This is a genomic window from Citrobacter sp. CK202, assembly GCF_030333225.1.
Lineage (GTDB): Bacteria > Pseudomonadota > Gammaproteobacteria > Enterobacterales > Enterobacteriaceae > Citrobacter_B > Citrobacter_B koseri.
Genome location: NZ_JAOWGI010000028.1, coordinates 563,234 through 583,954, shown reverse-complemented (window position 1 = coordinate 583,954; position 20,721 = coordinate 563,234). Strand labels below are relative to the sequence as shown.

At 53.7% G+C, this 20,721-nt stretch carries 18 protein-coding genes and 4 tRNA genes; 5 read left to right on the top strand and 17 right to left on the bottom strand.

All coding sequences use genetic code 11. The features are described 5' to 3' along the window. Nucleotides 1–18: 18 nt before the first annotated feature. The 17 genes from OGX84_RS18845 to mngA form a co-directional block, all read right to left on the bottom strand. Nucleotides 19–94: transfer RNA gene (locus tag OGX84_RS18845), tRNA-Lys, on the bottom strand. Nucleotides 95–226: 132 nt separating this feature from the next. Next, nucleotides 227–302, bottom strand: a tRNA-Lys gene (locus OGX84_RS18840). A gap of 3 nt (nt 303–305) precedes the next feature. Beyond that, nucleotides 306–381: transfer RNA gene (locus OGX84_RS18835), tRNA-Val, on the bottom strand. 35 nt (nt 382–416) lie between these two features. Then, nucleotides 417–492, bottom strand: a tRNA-Lys gene (locus tag OGX84_RS18830). 164 nt (nt 493–656) lie between these two features. Next, nucleotides 657–1,445, bottom strand: a complete 789-nt coding sequence (gene cpoB / locus OGX84_RS18825) for a cell division protein CpoB (protein WP_012133241.1) — start codon at nt 1,443–1,445, stop codon at nt 657–659. A 9-nt stretch (nt 1,446–1,454) separates the two neighbouring features. Continuing rightward, nucleotides 1,455–1,973 (bottom strand): peptidoglycan-associated lipoprotein Pal, encoded by a 519-nt coding sequence (gene pal / locus OGX84_RS18820; RefSeq protein WP_003022983.1) that lies wholly within the window; start codon nt 1,971–1,973, stop codon nt 1,455–1,457. Nucleotides 1,974–2,007: 34 nt separating this feature from the next. Beyond that, on the bottom strand, nt 2,008–3,300 hold the full coding sequence (gene tolB, locus OGX84_RS18815; RefSeq protein WP_024130523.1) for a Tol-Pal system beta propeller repeat protein TolB: 1,293 nt from the start codon (nt 3,298–3,300) through the stop codon (nt 2,008–2,010). A gap of 132 nt (nt 3,301–3,432) precedes the next feature. After that, nucleotides 3,433–4,659 carry a cell envelope integrity protein TolA gene (tolA, locus tag OGX84_RS18810; RefSeq protein ID WP_047458058.1) on the bottom strand — a complete coding sequence of 409 codons (1,227 nt, stop codon included), beginning with the start codon at nt 4,657–4,659 and terminating at the stop codon, nt 3,433–3,435. A 63-nt stretch (nt 4,660–4,722) separates the two neighbouring features. Continuing rightward, nucleotides 4,723–5,151 carry a colicin uptake protein TolR gene (gene tolR / locus OGX84_RS18805; protein WP_012133245.1) on the bottom strand — a complete coding sequence of 143 codons (429 nt, stop codon included), beginning with the start codon at nt 5,149–5,151 and terminating at the stop codon, nt 4,723–4,725. Nucleotides 5,152–5,154: 3 nt separating this feature from the next. Beyond that, nucleotides 5,155–5,847 carry a Tol-Pal system protein TolQ gene (tolQ, locus tag OGX84_RS18800; protein WP_024130524.1) on the bottom strand — a complete coding sequence of 231 codons (693 nt, stop codon included), beginning with the start codon at nt 5,845–5,847 and terminating at the stop codon, nt 5,155–5,157. Further along, nucleotides 5,844–6,242, bottom strand: a complete 399-nt coding sequence (gene ybgC / locus OGX84_RS18795) for a tol-pal system-associated acyl-CoA thioesterase (RefSeq protein ID WP_012133247.1) — start codon at nt 6,240–6,242, stop codon at nt 5,844–5,846. The genes tolQ and ybgC overlap by 4 nt, the downstream gene beginning before the upstream one ends. 149 nt (nt 6,243–6,391) lie before the next feature. Then, nucleotides 6,392–6,685, bottom strand: coding sequence for a cyd operon protein YbgE (ybgE, locus tag OGX84_RS18790; protein ID WP_012133248.1), 294 nt, complete (start codon nt 6,683–6,685; stop codon nt 6,392–6,394). Further along, nucleotides 6,685–6,798, bottom strand: a complete 114-nt coding sequence (gene cydX / locus OGX84_RS18785) for a cytochrome bd-I oxidase subunit CydX (RefSeq protein ID WP_003022970.1) — start codon at nt 6,796–6,798, stop codon at nt 6,685–6,687. Before cydX ends, ybgE begins: the two co-directional genes overlap by 1 nt. A 14-nt stretch (nt 6,799–6,812) precedes the next feature. Beyond that, nucleotides 6,813–7,952, bottom strand: a complete 1,140-nt coding sequence (gene cydB, locus OGX84_RS18780; protein WP_012133250.1) for a cytochrome d ubiquinol oxidase subunit II — start codon at nt 7,950–7,952, stop codon at nt 6,813–6,815. Between the two features lie 15 nt (nt 7,953–7,967). After that, complete coding sequence (cydA, locus tag OGX84_RS18775) at nt 7,968–9,536, bottom strand: cytochrome ubiquinol oxidase subunit I (protein WP_024130525.1); 1,569 nt, start codon at nt 9,534–9,536, stop codon at nt 7,968–7,970. A 682-nt stretch (nt 9,537–10,218) separates the two neighbouring features. Then, entirely contained in the window at nt 10,219–12,852 is a 2,634-nt protein-coding gene (mngB, locus tag OGX84_RS18770; RefSeq protein WP_112002186.1) for a mannosylglycerate hydrolase, read from the bottom strand. Nucleotides 12,853–12,873: 21 nt separating this feature from the next. Continuing rightward, nucleotides 12,874–14,790 (bottom strand): PTS 2-O-a-mannosyl-D-glycerate transporter subunit IIABC, encoded by a 1,917-nt coding sequence (gene mngA, locus OGX84_RS18765; RefSeq protein ID WP_058669157.1) that lies wholly within the window; start codon nt 14,788–14,790, stop codon nt 12,874–12,876. A 177-nt stretch (nt 14,791–14,967) separates the two neighbouring features. Here mngA and OGX84_RS18760 point away from each other — a divergent pair, with 177 nt between their 5' ends. From OGX84_RS18760 to OGX84_RS18740, 5 genes are all read left to right on the top strand, one after another. Then, the gene (locus OGX84_RS18760; RefSeq protein ID WP_049008346.1) at nt 14,968–15,687 is read left to right on the top strand and encodes a GntR family transcriptional regulator; all 720 of its coding nucleotides are present in this window, start codon (nt 14,968–14,970) and stop codon (nt 15,685–15,687) included. A gap of 490 nt (nt 15,688–16,177) precedes the next feature. Then, nucleotides 16,178–16,627, top strand: coding sequence for a methylaspartate mutase subunit S (gene glmS / locus OGX84_RS18755; RefSeq protein ID WP_012133257.1), 450 nt, complete (start codon nt 16,178–16,180; stop codon nt 16,625–16,627). Continuing rightward, a complete protein-coding gene (gene glmL / locus OGX84_RS18750; protein WP_112002185.1) occupies nt 16,627–18,015 on the top strand; it encodes a methylaspartate mutase accessory protein GlmL in 1,389 nt (462 codons plus the stop codon). Before glmS ends, glmL begins: the two co-directional genes overlap by 1 nt. A gap of 18 nt (nt 18,016–18,033) precedes the next feature. Continuing rightward, nucleotides 18,034–19,479, top strand: a complete 1,446-nt coding sequence (locus OGX84_RS18745; protein ID WP_012133259.1) for a methylaspartate mutase subunit E — start codon at nt 18,034–18,036, stop codon at nt 19,477–19,479. Continuing rightward, nucleotides 19,479–20,720 (top strand): methylaspartate ammonia-lyase, encoded by a 1,242-nt coding sequence (locus tag OGX84_RS18740; RefSeq protein ID WP_012133260.1) that lies wholly within the window; start codon nt 19,479–19,481, stop codon nt 20,718–20,720. The genes OGX84_RS18745 and OGX84_RS18740 overlap by 1 nt, the downstream gene beginning before the upstream one ends. The last annotated feature ends 1 nt before the right edge of the window (nt 20,721 follow it).

The window sequence follows — 20,721 nt, the reverse complement described above, 5'->3', positions numbered from 1 at the left end:
TGAGAGCGATGTTAAAATTGGTGGGTCGTGCAGGATTCGAACCTGCGACCAATTGATTAAAAGTCAACTGCTCTACCAACTGAGCTAACGACCCCTTGCGGGATTTTAATGCTTAATCATTCAGGATGGTGGGTCGTGCAGGATGACTCGGCTTCGCCTCGCCCTTCGGGCCGTTGCTGACGCAACGTTATCCTTCACGTTCTCTACCAGTAACCACCTTTAAAACTGGTGGGTCGTGCAGGATTCGAACCTGCGACCAATTGATTAAAAGTCAACTGCTCTACCAACTGAGCTAACGACCCGAGTGGTGGGTGATGACGGGATCGAACCGCCGACCCCCTCCTTGTAAGGGAGGTGCTCTCCCAGCTGAGCTAATCACCCGATACTACGCTGGTAAGATGTTTCCATCTTTAAAGTGGTGGGTCGTGCAGGATTCGAACCTGCGACCAATTGATTAAAAGTCAACTGCTCTACCAACTGAGCTAACGACCCACTTTTGCGCTGCTTTCGGTTTGTTTGATATCCCCTGGCAACGGCGGCATATATTACTGATTTCAGATTTCAGCGCAACAAAAATTTCGATGTAGATCACTCAACTGCTTAGGAATCGCACGACGAGACCAGAAATAACGCGATTTCTGGTCGCGTGGTGTGCATTACATCGCGTTGAGACGTTTTTGCGCTTGTTTTGCGCCATCAGTGCCAGGGTATTTACTGATAACCTGCTGATAAACCGCTTTGGCTTTTGCCGCGTCGCCTTTGTCCTGCATGATGACGCCGACTTTGTACATCGCGTCAGCCGCTTTTGGTGACTTCGGGTAGTTTTTGACTACCGAGGCAAAATAAAATGCGGCATCATCTTTTTTACCCTTGTTGTAATTCAACTGGCCGAGCCAGTAATTGGCATTCGGCTGATAAGTTGAGTCCGGGTATTTTTTGATGAAGTTCTGAAACGCCACAATCGCATCATCCTGGCGGGACTTATCCTGCACCAGAGCAATTGCCGCATTGTAATCGGTATTGGCGTCGCCGCTTTGTACCGGCGCGCCTGACGTCGCCGCGCCCGCGCCAGGCGCAGGTGTTGCGGTTGCCGCCCCGCTTTGCTCGCCGCCCGCCGATGGCGTCGCTGCGCTACCGCTGCTCAGACTGTCCATCTGTAGCAGGATCTGCTTCTGCCGTTCAACAACCTGATTCAGCTGATACTGGCTTTCCTGAATTTGACCACGCAGGGAATCAATATCGGACTGATTATCAGAGAGTTGTTGCTGGAGTTGGGTTAAAAGCTGGCTGTGAGCATTCGAAATACGCTCGAGTTGAGTGACGCGGTCTTCGACCGAGCCTGAGCCGACACTACTGATTGGCGCCTGAGCAAAAGCGGCCCAGGGGGCCGCTATGCCAACCAGTAACGACAGACTCAACAGGTGATGTCTGAAGTTACTGCTCATGCAATTCTCTTAGTAAACCAGTACGGCGCGACGGTTTTTAGCGTAAGCCGCTTCGTCGTGACCCAGTACTGCGGGTTTTTCTTTACCGTAAGAAACGATGGAGATCTGGTCAGCAGAAACGCCTTTACCCTGCAAGTACATCTTAACAGCGTTAGCACGGCGTTCGCCCAAGGAGATGTTGTACTCAGGAGTACCACGTTCGTCCGCATGACCTTCTACGGTGACTTTGTAAGACGGGTTGCTACGCAGGAAGTTAGCGTGCGCATCCAGCATTGCCGCGAAGTCAGAACGGATATCGTACTTGTCCAGATCGAAGTAAACGATGTTGTTCTGCTGCAATTGCTGCATCTGCAAACGCGCTTGCTCTTCAGAAGACATGTTGCCGCTGCCGTTCGCATCCATACCAGTGCCTGCACCCAGCATGCCTTCGCTGCCGTCATTGCTGGCGTTCTTGTTGGAAGAACATGCAGCAATTGCCATAACAGGCAGAGCGATCATCAGCCCTTTCAGCACTTTGTTCAGTTGCATTTCAATGATTCCTTTACTAATCAATTAATTATTATCACAGATACGGCGACCAGGCAGGGAATTTAACCTGACCATCGGTTGCCGGAAGACGCGCCTTGAAACGCCCATCTGTAGAAACCAAATTCAGCACGGATCCCATCCCCTGAGAAGAGCTGTAGATTACCATAGTGCCGTTAGGTGCCAGACTTGGCGTTTCATCCAGGAACGTTGACGACAGAACCTGTACGCCACCCGCTACCAGATCTTGTTTGGCAATGTGCTGCTGACCATTCGCCGAGCTTACCATTACCATAAATTTACCGTCGCTGCTCACATCCGCATCCTGGTTTTGCGAACCTTCCCAGGTGATACGCTGCGGAGCACCGCCGTTCACGTTAACTTTATACACCTGCGGACGACCGGCCTGGTCAGAGGTAAAGGCCAGGTTCTGGCTGTCCGGGAACCACGTTGGTTCGGTGTTGTTGCTGCGACCATCCGTCACCTGACGAATCTGACCAGAACCAATGTCCATCACATACAGGTTCAGGCTACCGGTTTTAGACAGGGCAAACGCCAGTTTGCTGCCATCCGGCGAGAACGCAGGCGCGCCGTTGTGACGCGGGAACGACGCAACCTGACGCACAGCCCCGTTAGCCAGCGTCTGGATAACCAGCGCGGAACGACCGCTTTCGAAGGTCACGTAGGCCAGTTTAGAGCCGTCAGGAGACCACGCCGGAGACATCAGCGGCTGCGGAGAACGGTGAACCACGAACTGGTTGTAGCCATCGTAGTCAGACACACGCAGTTCATACGGGAACTGGCCGCCGTTAGTCTGCACTACGTAAGCGATACGGGTGCGGAATGCGCCCTTGATGCCGGTCAGCTTCTCAAACACTTCATCACTTGCAGTATGGCCAGCATAACGCAGCCACTGCTTGTTCACTTTGTAAGAGTTCTGCGCCAGTACAGTACCCGGTGCGCCGCCGGTGTCAACCAGCTGATAAGCAACATTGTAGGAACCGTCAGGATTCGGAGTCACCTGGCCGACAACAACCGCATCAATACCCAGCGCAGACCATGCCGCCGGCTGAACTTCTTGCGCCGTACCCGGCTGCTGCGGCAGACGAGAACGATCCAACGGATTGAATTTACCGCTGTTGCGCAGGTCAGCGCCAACGATGCCGCCAATATCTTCAGGCGCAGCTCCCGGCCCTGCCCACTGGAATGGCACAACGCCAATTGGGCGCGCCGAGTCCACCCCCTGGGTGATCTCGATACGTACTTCTGCGTGCAGCACCGCTGCCCACAGCATTAAGAAACCAAATGCTACTCGTAATGCCTGCTTCATCATATCTCCCTTATCCGGGCGGAAAGCCCACGATAATTTAGCAGAATGTTAACAAACTCAAATACACAAAACTACCAGAACCCAGCGACTCTCGTTGCGTGCCTTTCCCCGCCGTGACGGGGAAAGTTTAGCTTACGGTTTAAAGTCCAGAGGTGCGTTTTTAAACACTTCGTATACCGCCTGGCTTGGTGGTTTTGGAATCTTCGCCTGTCGGGCCGCAGCAAGCGCTGCCTGACAAAGCGCGGGATCGCCACCTTCAGACTGAATATCCAGCAACAGGCCGTCTGGTGCCAGTTTTATACGCAGCGTACAGGTTTTACCTGCATAGGACGATGCGTCGTAAAACTTACTTTCAATGGCCGATTTAATCTGCCCGGCATAATTGCTGATATCCGCGCCTGATGCGCCATTGTTTTTAGTATTACCACTCCCCGCAGGAGAAGCATTGCTTCCTGCCGCTCCGCCGCCGGTTTTCGGCGCATTCTTACCGGAGCTTAAATCGCCCAACAGGTCGTCGACGCCAGATGCGGCAGCGGCTTTTTCGGCTGCGGCTTTCTTCGCAGCAGCCGCTTTATCTGCCGCAGCTTTCTTATCGGCAGCAGCCTTCTCAGCAGCAGCTTTTTTTGCTGCTGCCGCTTTCTCAGCGGCGGCTTTGTCGGCGGCAGCTTTCTTCTCTGCGGCCGCTTTTTCAGCAGCAGCCTTTTCTGCTGCGGCTTTCTTCGCGGCCTCTGCCTGAGCCTGCTTAGCCGCCTCGGCTTCCGCTTTTTTCTTCGCGTCGGCGGCGGCTTTTGCCGCTTCAGCTTCGGCTTTCTTCTTCGCATCAGCAGCCGCTTTTACCGCTTCGGCTTCCGCTTTCTTCTGCGCTTCCGCCGCTGCTTTAGCCTGCGCGTCCGCTTTCGCTTTCGCATCCGCTGCGGCTTTCGCCGCCGCTTCTTCAGCCTGTTTCTGCTGCTCCTGCGCTTTCTTCGCGGCCGCTTCCGCTTGTTTCTGCTGTTCCGCCTGCTCGCGCGCCTGTTCCTGCGCGGCTAAACGTTCTTTCTCAAGTTGCTTCAGTCGTTCCTGTTCAGCCGCCTGCTTCTCGCGAAGCTCTTCAGCTTGCTGCTGCGCCTGTTTTTCACGCTGTTCCGCCGCACGCTTCGCGCTCGCCTGTTGCTGCTGCTGACGATCGTACTGCTGAACAACTGCGCCGGGATCGACCATGACGGCGTCGATGGAAGAACCACCGCCGCCCCCGGCTGAAGCCTCTATATGCTCATCGAACGAACTCCAGATCAGCACTGCAAATAAGATGACATGCAGTACCGCTGAAATAATTATCGCCCGTTTGAGCTTGTCGTTTTGTTCGGTTGCCTTTGACACTCTCGGTTCCCAAAAACTGTGCGCCTGTTACTTGCTATCTTTACGTCCCGGAGACGCAGAAGATCAGATAGGCTGCGTCATCAAGCCAACCGATTTCACGCCCGCACTGTGTAACAAGTTCAGCGCTTTAATTATTTCATCGTAAGGCACGTCTTTCGCGCCACCGATTAAGAAGACCGTTTTCGGATTGGACTCCAGGCGACTTTTCGCTTCGGCAATAACCTGCTCTGGCGGCAACTGATCCATCCTGTCTTTCTCAACCACCACGCTGTATTGCCCAATACCGGAAACTTCAATAATGACCGGCGGATCGTCATTGGTGCTGACGGCCTGCGACTCGGTCGCGTCCGGCAGATCGACTTCCACACTCTGGGTAATGATCGGCGCCGTCGCCATGAAAATCAGCAACAGCACCAACAGTACGTCGAGCAACGGTACAATGTTGATTTCGGACTTGAGATCGCGACGACCTCGTCCACGCGTTCTGGCCATGGCTTACCCCTTGTTGCTCTCGCTACTGGTAAACGCCTGACGGTGCAGAATGGCGGTGAACTCTTCCATAAAGTTGTCGTAATTCAGTTCCAGTTTGTTCACGCGCTGATTCAGGCGGTTGTAGGCCATAACCGCTGGAATCGCCGCAAACAGACCGATAGCCGTTGCAATCAGCGCTTCCGCGATACCCGGCGCCACCATTTGCAGCGTCGCCTGTTTCACCGCACCGAGGGCGATAAACGCGTGCATAATCCCCCATACCGTACCAAACAGACCAATATACGGACTGATGGAACCCACGGTGCCGAGGAAAGGAATGTGCGTCTCTAATGTTTCCAGCTCACGGTTCATGGAGATACGCATCGCACGAGACGCCCCCTCAACAACCGCTTCCGGCGCATGGTTGTTTGCACGATGCAGACGCACAAACTCTTTGAACCCGCTATAGAAGATTTGTTCCGAACCCGCGAGGCTATCACGACGCCCCTGGCTCTCCTGATACAGGCGAGACAGTTCGATTCCAGACCAGAATTTATCTTCGAACGCTTCCGCTTCGCGCGCCGCAGCGTTAAGAATACGAGTCCGCTGGATGATGATAGCCCAGGATGCGATTGAAAAACCAATCAAAATCAACATGATAAGTTTAACCAGAAGGCTTGCCTTCAGGAACAAATCAAGGATATTCATGTCAGTCACTGCTTAAACTCCGCGACAATAGACTTGGGAAGCGCACGAGGCTTCATTTTGAGTGGATCAACGCAAACAATCAGAACTTCCGCTTCGTTGAGCACGTTGTTCTCTGCGTTGACAATGCGTTGCGTGAAAACCAAAGAGGTGCCACGCATTGACGTAATTTCAGTTTGGACTTCGAGCATATCGTCGAGTCGCGCAGGCGCATAATATTCCAGCGTCATTTTACGCACCACGAAAGCAACCCGTTCAGCCAACAGCACCTGCTGACTGAAGTGATGATGACGCAGCATCTCTGTGCGTGCTCTTTCATAAAAAGCGACGTAACTGGCGTGGTAAACCACACCACCGGCGTCGGTATCCTCATAATAGACACGAACCGGCCATCGAAATATATTCACTGTACATCCCGGTAATGCAAAAAAAGTTAACGCTTTTAAACGTTGCTACTATACGCGCGCGAATGAGGCTTGGGAATGGGGGGAAGTTAAGGGAGAGTAAAAATTTATGGGCTTATGAAAACCCATAAATTTTTAAGGATACTTCTTATTCAAAAGAAGAAAAAAATCAGACCAACAATAAGCACGATATCGGCGAGCAGCGGGCAAAAGATCCCCTGCCAGTGAACGGCGCGAGGACGAAATCCTACGCCATGAATCACGCCCGTACAGACGGCCCACATCAGCAGAAAACCATGCCAGATTTCCAGCTCGCTTGTTTTTGCCGCGAAACGCGTCGGGTCCCAGAAGATGCAGCCTGCCAACACTAACGCCAGCATAAAGGAAAGCGCCCGTAATGGGCGCTTATCCATTACCGCATACAACGTTGCGATAATACTGGTCATTAGCTGTCTTCTTGTCCGGCTTTACCTGATTCTACGTGCTCAAGCGCCAGCGCAGTGATTATCCCAAATGCACAGGCAAGAAGCGTTCCCAGAATCCATGCGAAATACCACATTTTTAGCTCCTTACTTAGTACAGAGAGTGGGTGTTGCTTTCAATATGTTCTTTAGTGATGCGGCCGAACATTTTCCAGTAACACCAGCTGGTGTAGATCAGAATGATCGGTACAAACACCAACGCAACCCAGGTCATCAGGTTCAGCGTTCTCTGGCTGGAGGTCGCATCCCACATGGTCAGGCTCGCATTCATCATGGTGCTGGAAGGCATCACAAACGGGAACATTGCGATACCGGCAGTCAGGATGATGCAGGCCAGAGTCAGAGAAGAGAACAGGAATGCCCATGCTCCTTTCTCCATACGGGAGGTCAGGATAGTCAGCAGCGGCAGAACCACGCCCAGCGCCGGAACCAGCCACAGGATCGGCGTACTGTTGAAGTTCACCATCCACGCACCGGCTTCACGCGCGACTTCTTTGGTCAGCGGGTTAGATGCGGCGTGATGATCCATCGCGGACGTCACGACATAACCATCAATACCGTAAACCACCCATACGCCCGCCAGCGCGAAGCACACCAGCGTAACCAGCGCGGCTACCTGTGCCGTCGTGCGGGAACGCAGGTGCAGCTCACCCACGGTACGCATTTGCAGATAGGTCGCGCCCTGGGTAATGATCATCCCTACGCTGACGATACCTGCCAGCAGGCCAAACGGGTTCAGCAGCTGGAAGAAGTTACCGGTGTAGTACAGACGCAGATACTCGTCGATATGGAACGGTACGCCCTGCAACAGGTTGCCGAACGCCACGCCGATAACCAGCGGCGGCACAAAGCTCCCCACGAAGATGCCCCAGTCCCACATGTTGCGCCAGCGGGTGTCTTCAATCTTGGAACGGTAGTCAAAACCGACCGGACGGAAGAACAAGGACGCCAGCACGAGGATCATCGCCACATAGAAACCGGAAAACGCCGCAGCGTAAACCATCGGCCAGGCGGCGAACAGCGCGCCACCGGCGGTGATCAGCCACACCTGGTTACCGTCCCAGTGCGGGGCGATGGAGTTGATCATAATTCGACGCTCGGTGTCGTTACGACCGAGGAAACGGGTGAGCATGCCCACCCCCATGTCGAAGCCATCGGTAACCGCAAAACCGATCAGCAGAATGCCAACCAGCAGCCACCAGATAAAACGCAATACTTCATAATCGATCATTTGACGACTCCTGTCTTAGCGTGCCGGCTGAGAGGCCACATTGGGCTGCTCAAAGTGATAGCGACCGGTTTTCAGGCTGCTTGGGCCACGGCGTGCAAACTTGAACATTAAGTACAGCTCCGCCACCAGGAACAGGGTATACAGGCCGCAAATCAGGATCATGGAGAACAGCAGGTCACCGACCGTCAGTGACGAGTTCGCCACGGCGGTTGGCAGCACCTCACCGATCGCCCACGGCTGACGACCATATTCGGCAACGAACCAGCCTGCTTCTACAGCAATCCACGGTAGCGGGATGCCGTACAGCGCCGCGCGCAGCAGCCATTTTTTCTCACCGATGCGGTTACGAATGACGCTCCAGAAGGAGAGCGCGATGATCGCCAGCAGCAGGAAGCCGCACGCAACCATGATACGGAACGCAAAGTACAGCGGCGCAACGCGTGGGATGGAGTCTTTGGTCGCCATCTCAATTTGCGCTTCGGTCGCGTCAGTGACGTTCGGCGTATAGCGTTTAAGCAGCAGACCGTAGCCCAGATCTTTCTTCACGTTATTGAACTGGTCGCGAACGGCCTGGTCGGTAGAACCGGCACGCAGTTCTTCCAGCAGCGCGTAGGCTTTCATCCCGCTACGGATACGTTCTTCATGCTGCACCATCAGGTCTTTCAGACCGATGACCGGCGTATCGACGGAGCGAGTCGCGATAATACCCAGCGCGTAAGGGATCTGGATAGCCAGTTTGTTTTCCTGCGTCTCCTGATCCGGGATACCGAACAGGGTGAAGGAAGCAGGCGCTGGCTGGGTTTCCCATTCCGCTTCAATCGCGGCGAGTTTGGTTTTCTGCACGTCGCCCATTTCGTAGCCGGATTCGTCACCCAGCACGATAACAGACAGCACAGCAGCCATACCGAAGCTGGCGGCGATAGCAAAGGAGCGTTTAGCGAACGCGATGTCGCGGCCTTTCAGCAGATAGTAAGCACTGATACCGAGGATGAACATTGCACCGGTCACATAGCCAGACGCCACAGTGTGAACGAATTTCACCTGCGCAACCGGGTTAAGCACCAGTTCGGAGAAGCTCACCATCTCCATACGCATGGTTTCGAAGTTGAAATCCGATGCGATAGGGTTCTGCATCCAGCCGTTCGCCACAAGTATCCACAGCGCAGACAGGTTGGAACCCAGCGCCACCAGCCAGGTGACACACATATGCTGGACTTTACCCAGACGGTCCCAGCCAAAGAAGAACAGACCTACAAAGGTGGATTCGAGGAAGAAGGCCATCAAACCTTCGATTGCCAGCGGCGCACCGAAGATATCCCCTACATAGTGGGAATAGTAAGACCAGTTAGTCCCGAACTGGAACTCCATGGTCAGACCGGTAGCCACACCCAGAGCGAAGTTGATACCAAACAACTTGCCCCAGAACTTGGTCATATCTTTATAAATCTGTTTGCCGGAAAGGACGTATACCGTTTCCATAATGGCCAGCAGGAACGCCATACCGAGCGTCAGCGGCACAAACAGGAAGTGGTACATCGCGGTCAAGGCAAACTGTAAGCGCGACAGTTCGACTATATCTAACATCATGACTCCTTGCTCATCGCATGAAGACTCCGAGAGTGAACCCCGTTAGAAAGGGTCACACGCATGCCCCAATAAAATTTATTTGCTCCCCTTCACCGTTGCCGTTTCATCATCAGAGGAAACAGCAATGATAAAAAGTTACAAACATGTTAATAAAAAACCTAAATTGATCCCGCAAATATATTACGCCGTAAAATCCCTACAATAAACAGGTTTTTATTGAGTCAAATTTGCATTTTTCGACATTGATCAATTTATAGCTAATTTACCAGTTTCAGGCCAATTTGATCGGCGACAATTTATCGTGTTTTGACATCTTTTTCCAAGCATTAAACATTGATTTAAATCAAAAACACCAAAATTCGTTAACGGTGTATACAATGCGTAAACACGGTGAAAACAATGTTGCGCATATGTATCTCTGAGGGTGTTGGCGGTTATCTAATAGAAAGGTATATATAAAAAAACAGCATTTCATTTAACGTTATCATCGACGACATTCTTTTGCCGTCTGCAACTATTTAGCGTAGACGCTTCAGCGTAATTTTCCACAGGGTCAATTCGCCATGAAAATAGTCACAAATATTTTACTTTTAAGCCCATTGAAATTAACACCGGATTGTTATTATTCCGTTAACAATAAAGCCACGCTAAGCGTGGCTTTAATCTGTTTGTCTGAGATTCAGGCAAGCGTGTAGCTAAACGTTCGGGACTGCCCCGGCAGAAAGAGGCCAGCCCCACTTGCGCCCTCTCCTTTCGCAGGGCACGCCTGTTCATCCATCATGGTCTCTGTACATGCGCTAACGGCTCTGCCGAAGGCAACGGTGGCATCACATGAGGTTGTTTCGGACGGATTGTACAGGCGCAGGATGACAGCATCGCGATCCTCTGCTTTTTTCAGCGCGCTTAACAGGCAGCCCACCGGCGACATCGTTAACAGGCTGTAATGTTCCGGTACGCAAACATCGGCCTTGTTGAGTTTCATCGCATCCCAGGGAATTTTGTTATAGCACTGAACAGGCGTCAGCCACGCCTTCGCCTGTTGCGCGACACCGGCGCTAAAAGGCGTTCCGCTATAGCTGAACAGGCTAAACCGACTGCGTAGCATTCCGCGCATTTGTGAATCCGGCACCGCCATTTTGATGCCGGAAGGCCGCCCTGGCCGCAGCAGTAGATCCTCTTTCCCCAGCAGCCCCACCCCACGCAGGAGCGTTAAGGCGAACGTTTTCTTCCCTTCGCCGATAACTTCAAATTCACGTAATCCCTCCGTGAAAAGCGCGAGGCCATTTCTCTCTTCCTGAAGCGCCGCATAGTTCAGCATATTCCAGACCGGTACCGGCGCCTCTTTCCACCCCTCTTCCTGCCAGTTTTCCATCGCGCTGTCCTGTACCGGACGCGTCACTGCGCCAAACTGGGTGTCCGCCAGCACAACATCCGTCGTGAACGGCGTGGGGATTAACACCCGCACGCGGTGATCGTCAGCCTGATTATCCAGCGCCACCTCAACATCAATGCGTCTGCTGTTATGGCTCAGGGTAACGGCGATCTCCACGCCTAACGTTCCGTTGCGCTGCCGTGCGCTGCGTTCGGCAAGATTCGCCGGAACCGCCAGGGTATAGCGAATGACAACCCTGCTCTGCCATGCGTCATGAATCACTTCATATTCCGGTTTTGCCGTCGTCGAAGTAAGCAGCCACTCTTCTCTGGCGGGGGAGTAATCGTACTCATCGCCATCGTCTGACCCCTCTTCCAGCGCCAGTATGCGCTGATAACGCACGCCGCTGTCTTTATCGCGCAGGTTCAGCGTACCGTCATCATTCGCCGTAATCTGCCAGAACGCGTTCTCCAGCAGCGCGTCTGATGAAACCGTCGGGCTCACCACATTGCCCGCTGCGTTCGGTTCGATATAAAGCGTGCGATAGCCCATTGAAGGGATAATCTGCTGGATCTGGATATCAAATTCCATAAACGGCTCGTAGTTACCGTAATGCACAATCTGGCGGTCAATTAAACCGGGATCGATCTCCCGGGCATGGCGAATGCAATAAGGAATGGCGTTGCCCCGATCATCCCGCAGAGAGAACTGGCTGGCGCGCAGGCGTACCGTGGTGTTAATCACCTCTTCACGCGGCCACGGCATCAGGTTAAACAGCACCAGTTTGTCGGCATCGCTCTGCGGCATGTTGTCGGCGATTTTGCGCTGATAAAAACAGATCAGGTTGTCGGCCATATCCTCAGCCAGCTCGAAACGGGAGGCAATTTCGCGGTGTACTTTGTCACTGCAACAGCAGCCGATGCTGTCGTGGGCGTGATTCTTCAGAATCTCTTTCCACATTTTCTCCAGCAGGCCGTGGTGATACTCAAACCCCAGCGTCCAGGCCAGCGTCGCCAGCGGCTCAAGAATGTTGACGATTTTGTTCTCGATGCGCGCATGGGCGATTTTGATGTCCATCCGCGTCGAACCAATGGTGCGATGAACGCGCATATATTTGCCATCAATAAACTCGCCTTTCAGCGTGGCAAGTTGCTCGCGGCGGGCTTCTATGTGTTCAAACACCTCTTCAAAGCGGCTCATCACAAACTTACGCTGCGGGTAGATTTCGCGCAGTTTATCCATCACCGCAAAGATATTTTGCTGCAACGGCATCTGATCGTGGCCATTCGGCAGCAAAATTTCTTTGGTCAGCGACGCGCGCTCCAGCACATCGAAGTAGCTGTCGAGACGTTTACGCAGCCCGGCCTCGTCCTCCGGTAAGTACTTACCAATCGCGTAGCCCAGCGGCAGCACCTGCGCCGTCACTTCACTGCCATCCGCGCTTTGCCATAAAAACTCGGTTTTATCGGTGCCGTGGCGTTCCGAACAACCACGCCAGAACATGGCGCGGGTAATACCGAAACCGTTATAGATATGCGGAAGCTGCCCCGACATGCCGAACGAATCCGGCAGATAGCCAATTTTCATCGGTTCGCCAAACGCCAGGCAGTCGCGCATACCGTACATCAGATTACGCACGATCGACTCCCCGGATACCAGCGTGGTATCCGTTTGGGTATACCACGGGCCGATAATCAGTTTTCCGGCCTGCACCAGTTTTCTTACCCGCGCTTTATTTTCCGCTTTGACGGCGAAATAGTCCTCCAGCACCGCCGTCTGCCCGTCAAGGACATAGTATTTATACTCTGCATCCTGCTCCAGGCGGGTCAGGATCTCCTCCATATTGTTGACCAGCAAAATACGTGACGCTTCCGTGGTGAAATACCATTCACGATCCCAGTGCATGTGCGGCGTAATGTGAACGCGAGATACTGCTTTCATCTTCGTTTCCTGTTAGTTCGTTTATGGCAACACATTGTTAGTCAGATACTTGCCCTGCTTTACCGCATGACGACGCCAGAACAGCAGGATAGTGGTCGATATCGCTGTCCCCACTAACGCTGCGCCAAACCAGCCTGCGGCGGCGACGAAACCGCCGTATCCGGCGTCATGCAAAAGAAAGAGTGAAAAAATGCCTGCGCCCGGCGTCGAAAGACCAATGTTCATCGCGCCAACAATCGCGCCCGTCACCATTGACCCCAGAACAAAAGAACCGATAACCCGCAGCGGATCTTCAATCGCCATCGGGATTGCCCCTTCCGTAATGCCTGCCAGCCCCAGTAGCCAGGTCGACTTTCCTGTTTCGATCTCAAACTCTTTGAACAGCCTCGGCGCCAGCATCGTTGATGCCGTTACAGTGAAGGCGGACACCATTTTGACCGAGGCGAAAATGGCATACGGGCCGTAGACGCCGTTCGCCATCGCCCCAAGGCAGAACGCGTAAGACGCTTTATTGACCGGCCCGCCCAAATCGAAAGAACACATAAAGCCGAGAATCGCGCCAAGCAGCAGCGCATTGGCGCCGCTCAGCCCATTAAGCCAGGCGGTCAGCGCGTTGTTGATCCACGCAACGGGCTCGCCCACCACAAACAGCATCAGGCTGCCCGCGCCTAAGGTGCCGATGACCGGATACAGATAGAAGGTCAGGAAGCCGTTGAATTTGCTGCTCAGGCGAAGATGGTTTTTCACCCAGCGCATCAGATATCCGGCGATCAAGCCACCCGCGATCGCGCCGAGAAAGCCGGAGCCAATCATATTGGCGGCAAGGCCGGCGGCGAATCCGGGAGCCAGCGCGGGTTTATCCGCCAGCGAATAGGCGGTATAAGCGGCGAGCACCGGCACCATCAGGATGCCGAGCATCCCGCCGCCCAGCTTGCGGTACATCCACAGCCAGGAGTTCTCCTGATCGAAGAGATGCTGCAAGCCGAGCATTTGCGCCAGCAGCACCGACACGGCCAGTACGGTTCCCCCGGCGACAATCAGCGGCACGGCGAACGAGATGCCGCTCAACAGCGCCTGTTTTAACTCCGTTTTCAGACTCTTAGGCGCTGCCGTTTCCTGGTAAACCGCGCGATCGCCCTGCACGGGCTCCAGCGCCAGCGCTTGTTGGATCAATGCTTCGGCGTGGCGGATAGGTTCGGCGACGGGCACCGACAGCGCAGGAATGCCCGCAAAGCGCTCACTCTCTTTTATCGCCACCTCTGCGGCGAAAATGCAGGCTTTTGCCGCGTTCAGCTGCTGTGCGGTAAGACGGCCTTCAATTCCGTTAGCGCCCTGCTTTTCCACATACACGTTCACGCCCAGTTTGCGTCCCGCTTTTTCCAGATACTCCGCCGCCATATAGGTGTGCGCAATCCCCGCCGGGCACGCCGTTACGCAGACGATGGTCGGCGCATCCTGTAAGGGCTGAAAAGCGCTTTCCTGATATTGGTCGTCCAGCGCCGACAGTAGCTCATCCGCCGTGGTCGCTGCCAGAATCCTCGCGCGGGTGTCATCATCCGCCAGTCGCGTGGTGAGTGCGGTCAGCAACTGCATATGGGTGCTTCCCGCTTCGCCTGGCGGAATGGCGAGCAGAAAAATCAGCGTCACCGCTTCCGGCCCGTCAACCCCTTCCCACATCATGGGTTCGCGCAGGGTGGCCACGGCAAATGCCGCTTCTTTAACCGCCGACGTTTTACCATGCGGCACCGCCAGCCCTTCTCCCAACGCCGTTGGCCCCTGGCTTTCACGCAAAAAGACTTCTTCAAGGTAAGCATCGGAATCTGAAATTTTCCCCAGTTGCACAAGCCGCTGGGTTAACGCGTGAATAGCCTCTTCACGACTGCCAAACCGGGCGTTCAGGCATAACGCATCGCGGTGGGTTAACGTCGTCAGGTTCATCATAGTCCTCACACTGTCATTGTATGTTTCAGAAATTGTGCCAGATGAAACAATACATTTATGTGATCATTTTCACTTACGCAAAATAATTTGTATTTAATTTGTATTATTTACAAGAGCTATTGATCGGGCATAATCAACGAAGTCGTATTAATTCATTCATACAAAAGTAAAAAGATGAGCCAAAAACCGTTATACCGACAGATTGCTGACCGAATCCGCGAGCAGATTGAACGTGGCGAACTGAAAGCAGGCGACGCGTTACCCACCGAGCAGGCATTGCAGCATGCGTTTGGCGTGAGCCGGGTCACGGTACGTCAGGCGCTCAAGCAACTGACCGAACAGCAGATCATCGAAAGCATTCAGGGCAGCGGGACCTATGTGAAAGAAGAGCGGGTCAATTACGATATCTACCAGCTAACCAGCTTTTACGAAAAACTCGCCGATCGCCATGTTGACACCCACAGTGACGTTTTGGTTTTTGAAGTGATCCCGGCGGATGACTTTCTGCGCAACCAGTTACAACTGGCGGAGAACAACCGGGTCTGGCACGTAAAACGCGTGCGTTACATTAAGCAAAAACCCGTCGCCCTCGAAGAGACATGGATGCCGCTGGCGCTCTTTCCCGACCTGACCTGGCAGGTGATGGAAAATTCCAAGTATCACTTTATTGAAGAGGTGAAGCAGATGGTCATTGATCGCAGCGAGCAGGAGCTGATCCCGATCATGCCAACCGAAGAAATGAGCCGCACGCTGGCGATCAGCGCAAACAAACCGATCCTGGAGAAAGTCTCCCGCGGATTCCTGAAAGACGGTCAGGTATTTGAATATAGCCGTAATGCGTTTAATACCGATGATTATAAATTTACGTTGATCGCGCGCAGAAAACAGCGCTGATCATGTTTTCTGTTCACGGTATTGTGACAATATGCTACCGGGCTCACAAATAATCCGCCCGGTAAGAAAGAACAAATTATTATCATATTTATCCTTTTATTAACAATAAGCAGTGTTCTTATAGAAACATCCATTTCTGTTCCGTTATTTAACTCACAGTTTTGCCTTTATATTATATTTATCTCTCAATAACCGTTTGCAAAAATAAATAAGACCGCGATCACAAATACAGCATATTATTTATTAATTCCCTGTTTCAATTAAATTAACCAGAGCTGGAAAATCAATAATAACTCATTGATAACAAACACATTTCTAATGATTAATTAAGAACATTATTTTTAAGAAAGATATTTTGAAAATAGATCAATTGCATCCCTTCCCGCCTGCACAGACACTCCATGACTATTAAAAGGTTGCAGAAACCTGAGTGCGCAATATTAAACGAAGACTCTTACCTTTTGTTCATCAGCTCTACAGAGGATTACTCATGAAAAAATCAACACTTGTTATTGGCGTCATTGGTGCTGACTGCCATGCAGTAGGCAATAAAGTTTTGGATCGCGTTTTTACTGCCCATGATTTTCGCGTAATCAATCTGGGGGTCATGGTAAGCCAGGATGAATATATTGATGCCGCAATCGAAACCGGCGCCGATGCGATTGTCGTGTCATCCATTTACGGCCACGGCGATATCGACTGCCTCGGTTTACGTGAACGCTGCATCGAACGCGGTATTGGTGACATTCTGCTCTATGTCGGCGGCAATCTGGTGGTGGGTAAACATGACTTTGCCGACGTGGAAGCGAAGTTTAAAGAGATGGGCTTTAACCGCGTCTTTGCGCCAAGTCACGATCTGGAAGATGTGTGCCGGTTAATGGCCGGAGACATTAACCCGCGTCATGGTGTTGAACAGCGCTGCCTTGAAGAGGCCATCTGATGCAAATCGTCTCTGTCGATATCGGCTCGACATGGACCAAAGCCGCCCTCTTCGCCAGGGAGGGGGATGCGTTAACCCTGGTGAACCATGTCCTGACGCCAACCACCACATACCATCTGGCAGACGGTTTTTTTGCCAGTCTGAATCAGGTGCTGAATGTCGCCGATGCTCGTCCGTTGCTGAAAAGCGGCGAAGTGCAGTTGAAATACTCCTCATCGGCAAAAGGCGGGCTCGCCGTCGCCGCTATGGGGCTGGTGCCGTCTATCACGCTGGAATCCGCAAAAGTTACTGCCCACTCAGCGGGGGCGAAGATCGCGCAATATTACGCGTATAAGCTCAACCGCCATGACATCCAGGCGTTAGAAAACTCGCCGCCGGACATCCTGCTGTTTACCGGCGGTACGGATGGCGGCGAAGAAAGCTACGGTCTGGCGAATGCGCGCGCGCTGGCGAACTCAAATCTGGATTGCGCGATTATTTATGCCGGAAACCGTGACATTCAGGATGAGGTACAGGCCATTCTGGGGCACAAAGATCTGACCACGGTAGACAACATTCTGCCCGACCTCGATCACCCGAATCCGTATGCCGCCCGCCAGGCCATTTGCGATCTGTTCCTGTCCCGCATCGTGAAAGGCAAAGGGCTGGACGTGATTGTTGGCGAAACCGGCGAAGAGCCGATGCCAACGCCGTGGACCGTCTACGAGCTGGTTAAAGCCATCAGCGACATCGACAGCGCATGGAAAGAGTTCATGCTGATCGATATGGGCGGCGCCACCACCGACGTGTACTCCGCCTGCGCCAATATGCTCTCTCCCGATACCGTGCTGCATGGCGTGCCGGAACCGTTCGTCAAACGCACCGTTGAAGGCGATCTCGGGATGCGCGTCTCTGCCCTTGTGGTCGGAGAAAGCACCCAGGAGATGGTAAACGTCGTGTTTGCCCAACAGCCTGAGCGTCAGGAGGCGTTCTACGGCTATCTGCGCCACCTGGTTTCCCACCCCGATTACCTTCCCCGCAGCGGCGAAGAGAAATTCTTCGACGCCCTGCTGGCAGGACTGTGCGTGGGTTATGCCAGCGAACGTCACGCGGGCACCAAAAAGCAGGTCTGCACCTGCGTGGGCAACGTCGACTTACAGATGGGGCGCGACCTCACCACCGTTCGCAAAGTTGTCGGTTCCGGCGGATGGCTCTCCCGCGCCAGTCAGTTCGACATCCATCGCTGGTTGAAATACCGCGAGCTGGACGATGACGGCAGACGCATTCTCTTACCCGGGCAGTTTGACTATTACCGCGATTCAAAAGGCTTGCTTCCTCTGCTGGCGAACGTCGCCAGGCTGTACCCGCAGCTCGCCGCTCGCACCAGTATTCAATGTTTAACCCTATAAAACCTAAGGCAGCTACGAATGGAACTCCGAAATAAAAAGTTAACCCATGACGAATTCATGACCGAGCGGCATCAGGTATTACAAACCTGGCATACCGGCAAGGACGTCGAGAATTTTGAAGATGGCGTGAAGTATCAGCAAACCATTCCAGAGAAAAAACGCTTTTCTCACGCCCTGTTAAAAGCCGATCAGGAAGGCAAAACGCTCAGCCAGCCGCGCGCGGGCGTGGCGCTGATGGATGAACACATCGCGCTGCTCAAAACGTTGCAGGAAGAGTGCGATCTGCTTCCCAGCACCATCGATGCCTATACCCGTCTGAACCGTTACGAAGAAGCGGCGATCGGTATTCAAAAATCCATCGAAGCAGGCACCTCTAAGCTGAACGGCCTGCCGGTTGTCAACCATGGCGTTGCTGCCTGTCGCCGGATGACGGAAGCGCTGGAAAAACCCATTCAGGTTCGTCACGGTACACCGGATGCGCGACTGCTGGCGGAAATCGCGATGGCCAGCGGCTTCACCAGCTATGAAGGCGGCGGCATCTCCTACAACATTCCTTACGCCAAGCGCGTCACGCTGGAAAAATCAATCCGCGACTGGCAGTACTGCGACCGTCTGATGGGAATGTATGAAGAGCACGGCATCCGCATTAACCGCGAGCCGTTCGGCCCGCTGACCGGCACGCTGATCCCGCCGTTTATGTCCCACGCGGTCGCCATCATCGAAGGTCTGCTGGCGCTGGAACAGGGCGTGAAGTCGATTACCGTCGGCTATGGCCAGGTGGGCAGCCTGACGCAGGATATCGCCGCCATTCAGTCACTGCGCGAACTGTCCCACGAATATTTCCAGAACTACGGCTTTGATGATTACGAACTGAGCACCGTCTTCCACCAGTGGATGGGCGGCTTCCCGGAGGATGAATCCAAAGCGTTCGCCATTATCTCCTGGGGCGCGGCGGTGGCGGGTATGTCCGGCGCGACCAAAGTGATCACCAAGAGTCCGCACGAAGCCTTCGGTATCCCAACGGCCGCCGCAAACGCCCAGGGACTTAAAGCCTCTCGCCAGATGCTCAATATGGTCAGCGACCAGAAATTCCCGCCGTGCGCGGCCGTGGAACAGGAAGTCGAACTGATTAAGTGCGAAGTCCGTGCGGTGCTGAAAAAAGTCTTTGAGCTGGGTAACGGCGATGTGGCGCGCGGCACGGTGCTGGCTTTTGAAGCCGGCGTGCTGGACGTCCCTTTCGCCCCAGCCTCCTGTAACGCAGGCAAAATCCTGCCGGTTCGCGATAACTCCGGCGCCATTCGCATCCTTGAAGCCGGTGCGGTTCCGCTGCCGAAAGATATCCTCGCCCTGCACCACGATTACGTCGCTGAGCGCGCCCATTTTGAAGGACGCAAGCCCTCATTCCAGATGGTTGTTGATGACATCAACGCGGTATCCCACAGTCAATTAATAGGAAGACCATAATGAAAATTAAACAGGCCCTTTTCACCGCTGGCTACTCCTCATTCTATTTCGACGATCAGCAGGCGATTAAAAACGGCGCGGGTCATGATGGATTCATTTATACCGGCGCGCCGGTCACGCCCGGCTTTACCTCTGTGCGTCAGGCGGGCGAGTGCATCTCGGTACAGCTGATTCTGGAAAATGGCGCGGTAGCGGTCGGTGACTGCGCCGCCGTGCAGTATTCCGGCGCTGGCGGTCGTGACCCGCTGTTCCTGGCAGAGCACTTTATTCCGTTCCTGAACGATCACATTAAACCGCTGCTGGAAGGCCGTGATGTCGATGCGTTCCTGCCGAACGCCCGCTTCTTCGACAAGCTGCGCATTGACGGCAATCTGCTGCACACCGCCGTGCGTTACGGCCTGTCGCAGGCGCTGCTCGACGCCACCGCGCTGGCGTCCGGTCGTCTGAAAGCAGAAGTGGTTTGCGATGAATGGCAGTTACCGTGCGTCCCGGAAGCGATTCCGTTATTTGGTCAGAGCGGCGACGATCGCTATATCGCCGTCGATAAGATGATCCTCAAAGGCGTTGACGTGCTGCCGCATGCGCTGATCAACAACGTGGAAGAGAAACTGGGCTTTCAGGGCGAGAAACTGCGTGAGTATGTACGCTGGCTGTCCGATCGCATCCTGAGCCTGCGCACCAGCCCACGCTATCACCCGACGCTGCATATTGATGTCTACGGCACTATCGGTCTGATCTTCGATATGGACCCGGTACGCTGCGCGGAGTACATCGCCAGCCTGGAGAAAGAAGCGCAGGGTCTGCCGTTGTACATTGAAGGCCCGGTGGATGCCGGTAACAAACCGGATCAGATCCGTCTGCTGACCGCCATCACCAAAGAGCTGACCCGCCTCGGTTCCGGCGTGAAAATTGTCGCTGACGAATGGTGTAACACCTATCAGGACATCGTCGATTTCACTGACGCGGGCAGTTGCCACATGGTGCAGATCAAAACCCCGGATCTCGGCGGCATTCACAACATCGTTGACGCCGTGCTCTATTGCAACAAACACGGGATGGAAGCCTATCAGGGCGGCACCTGTAACGAAACCGAGATCAGCGCCCGCACCTGCGTACATGTCGCGCTGGCCGCGCGCCCGATGCGGATGCTGGTGAAACCGGGTATGGGCTTCGATGAAGGTCTCAACATCGTGTTTAACGAGATGAACCGTACCATCGCGCTGTTGCAGACAAAGGATTGAG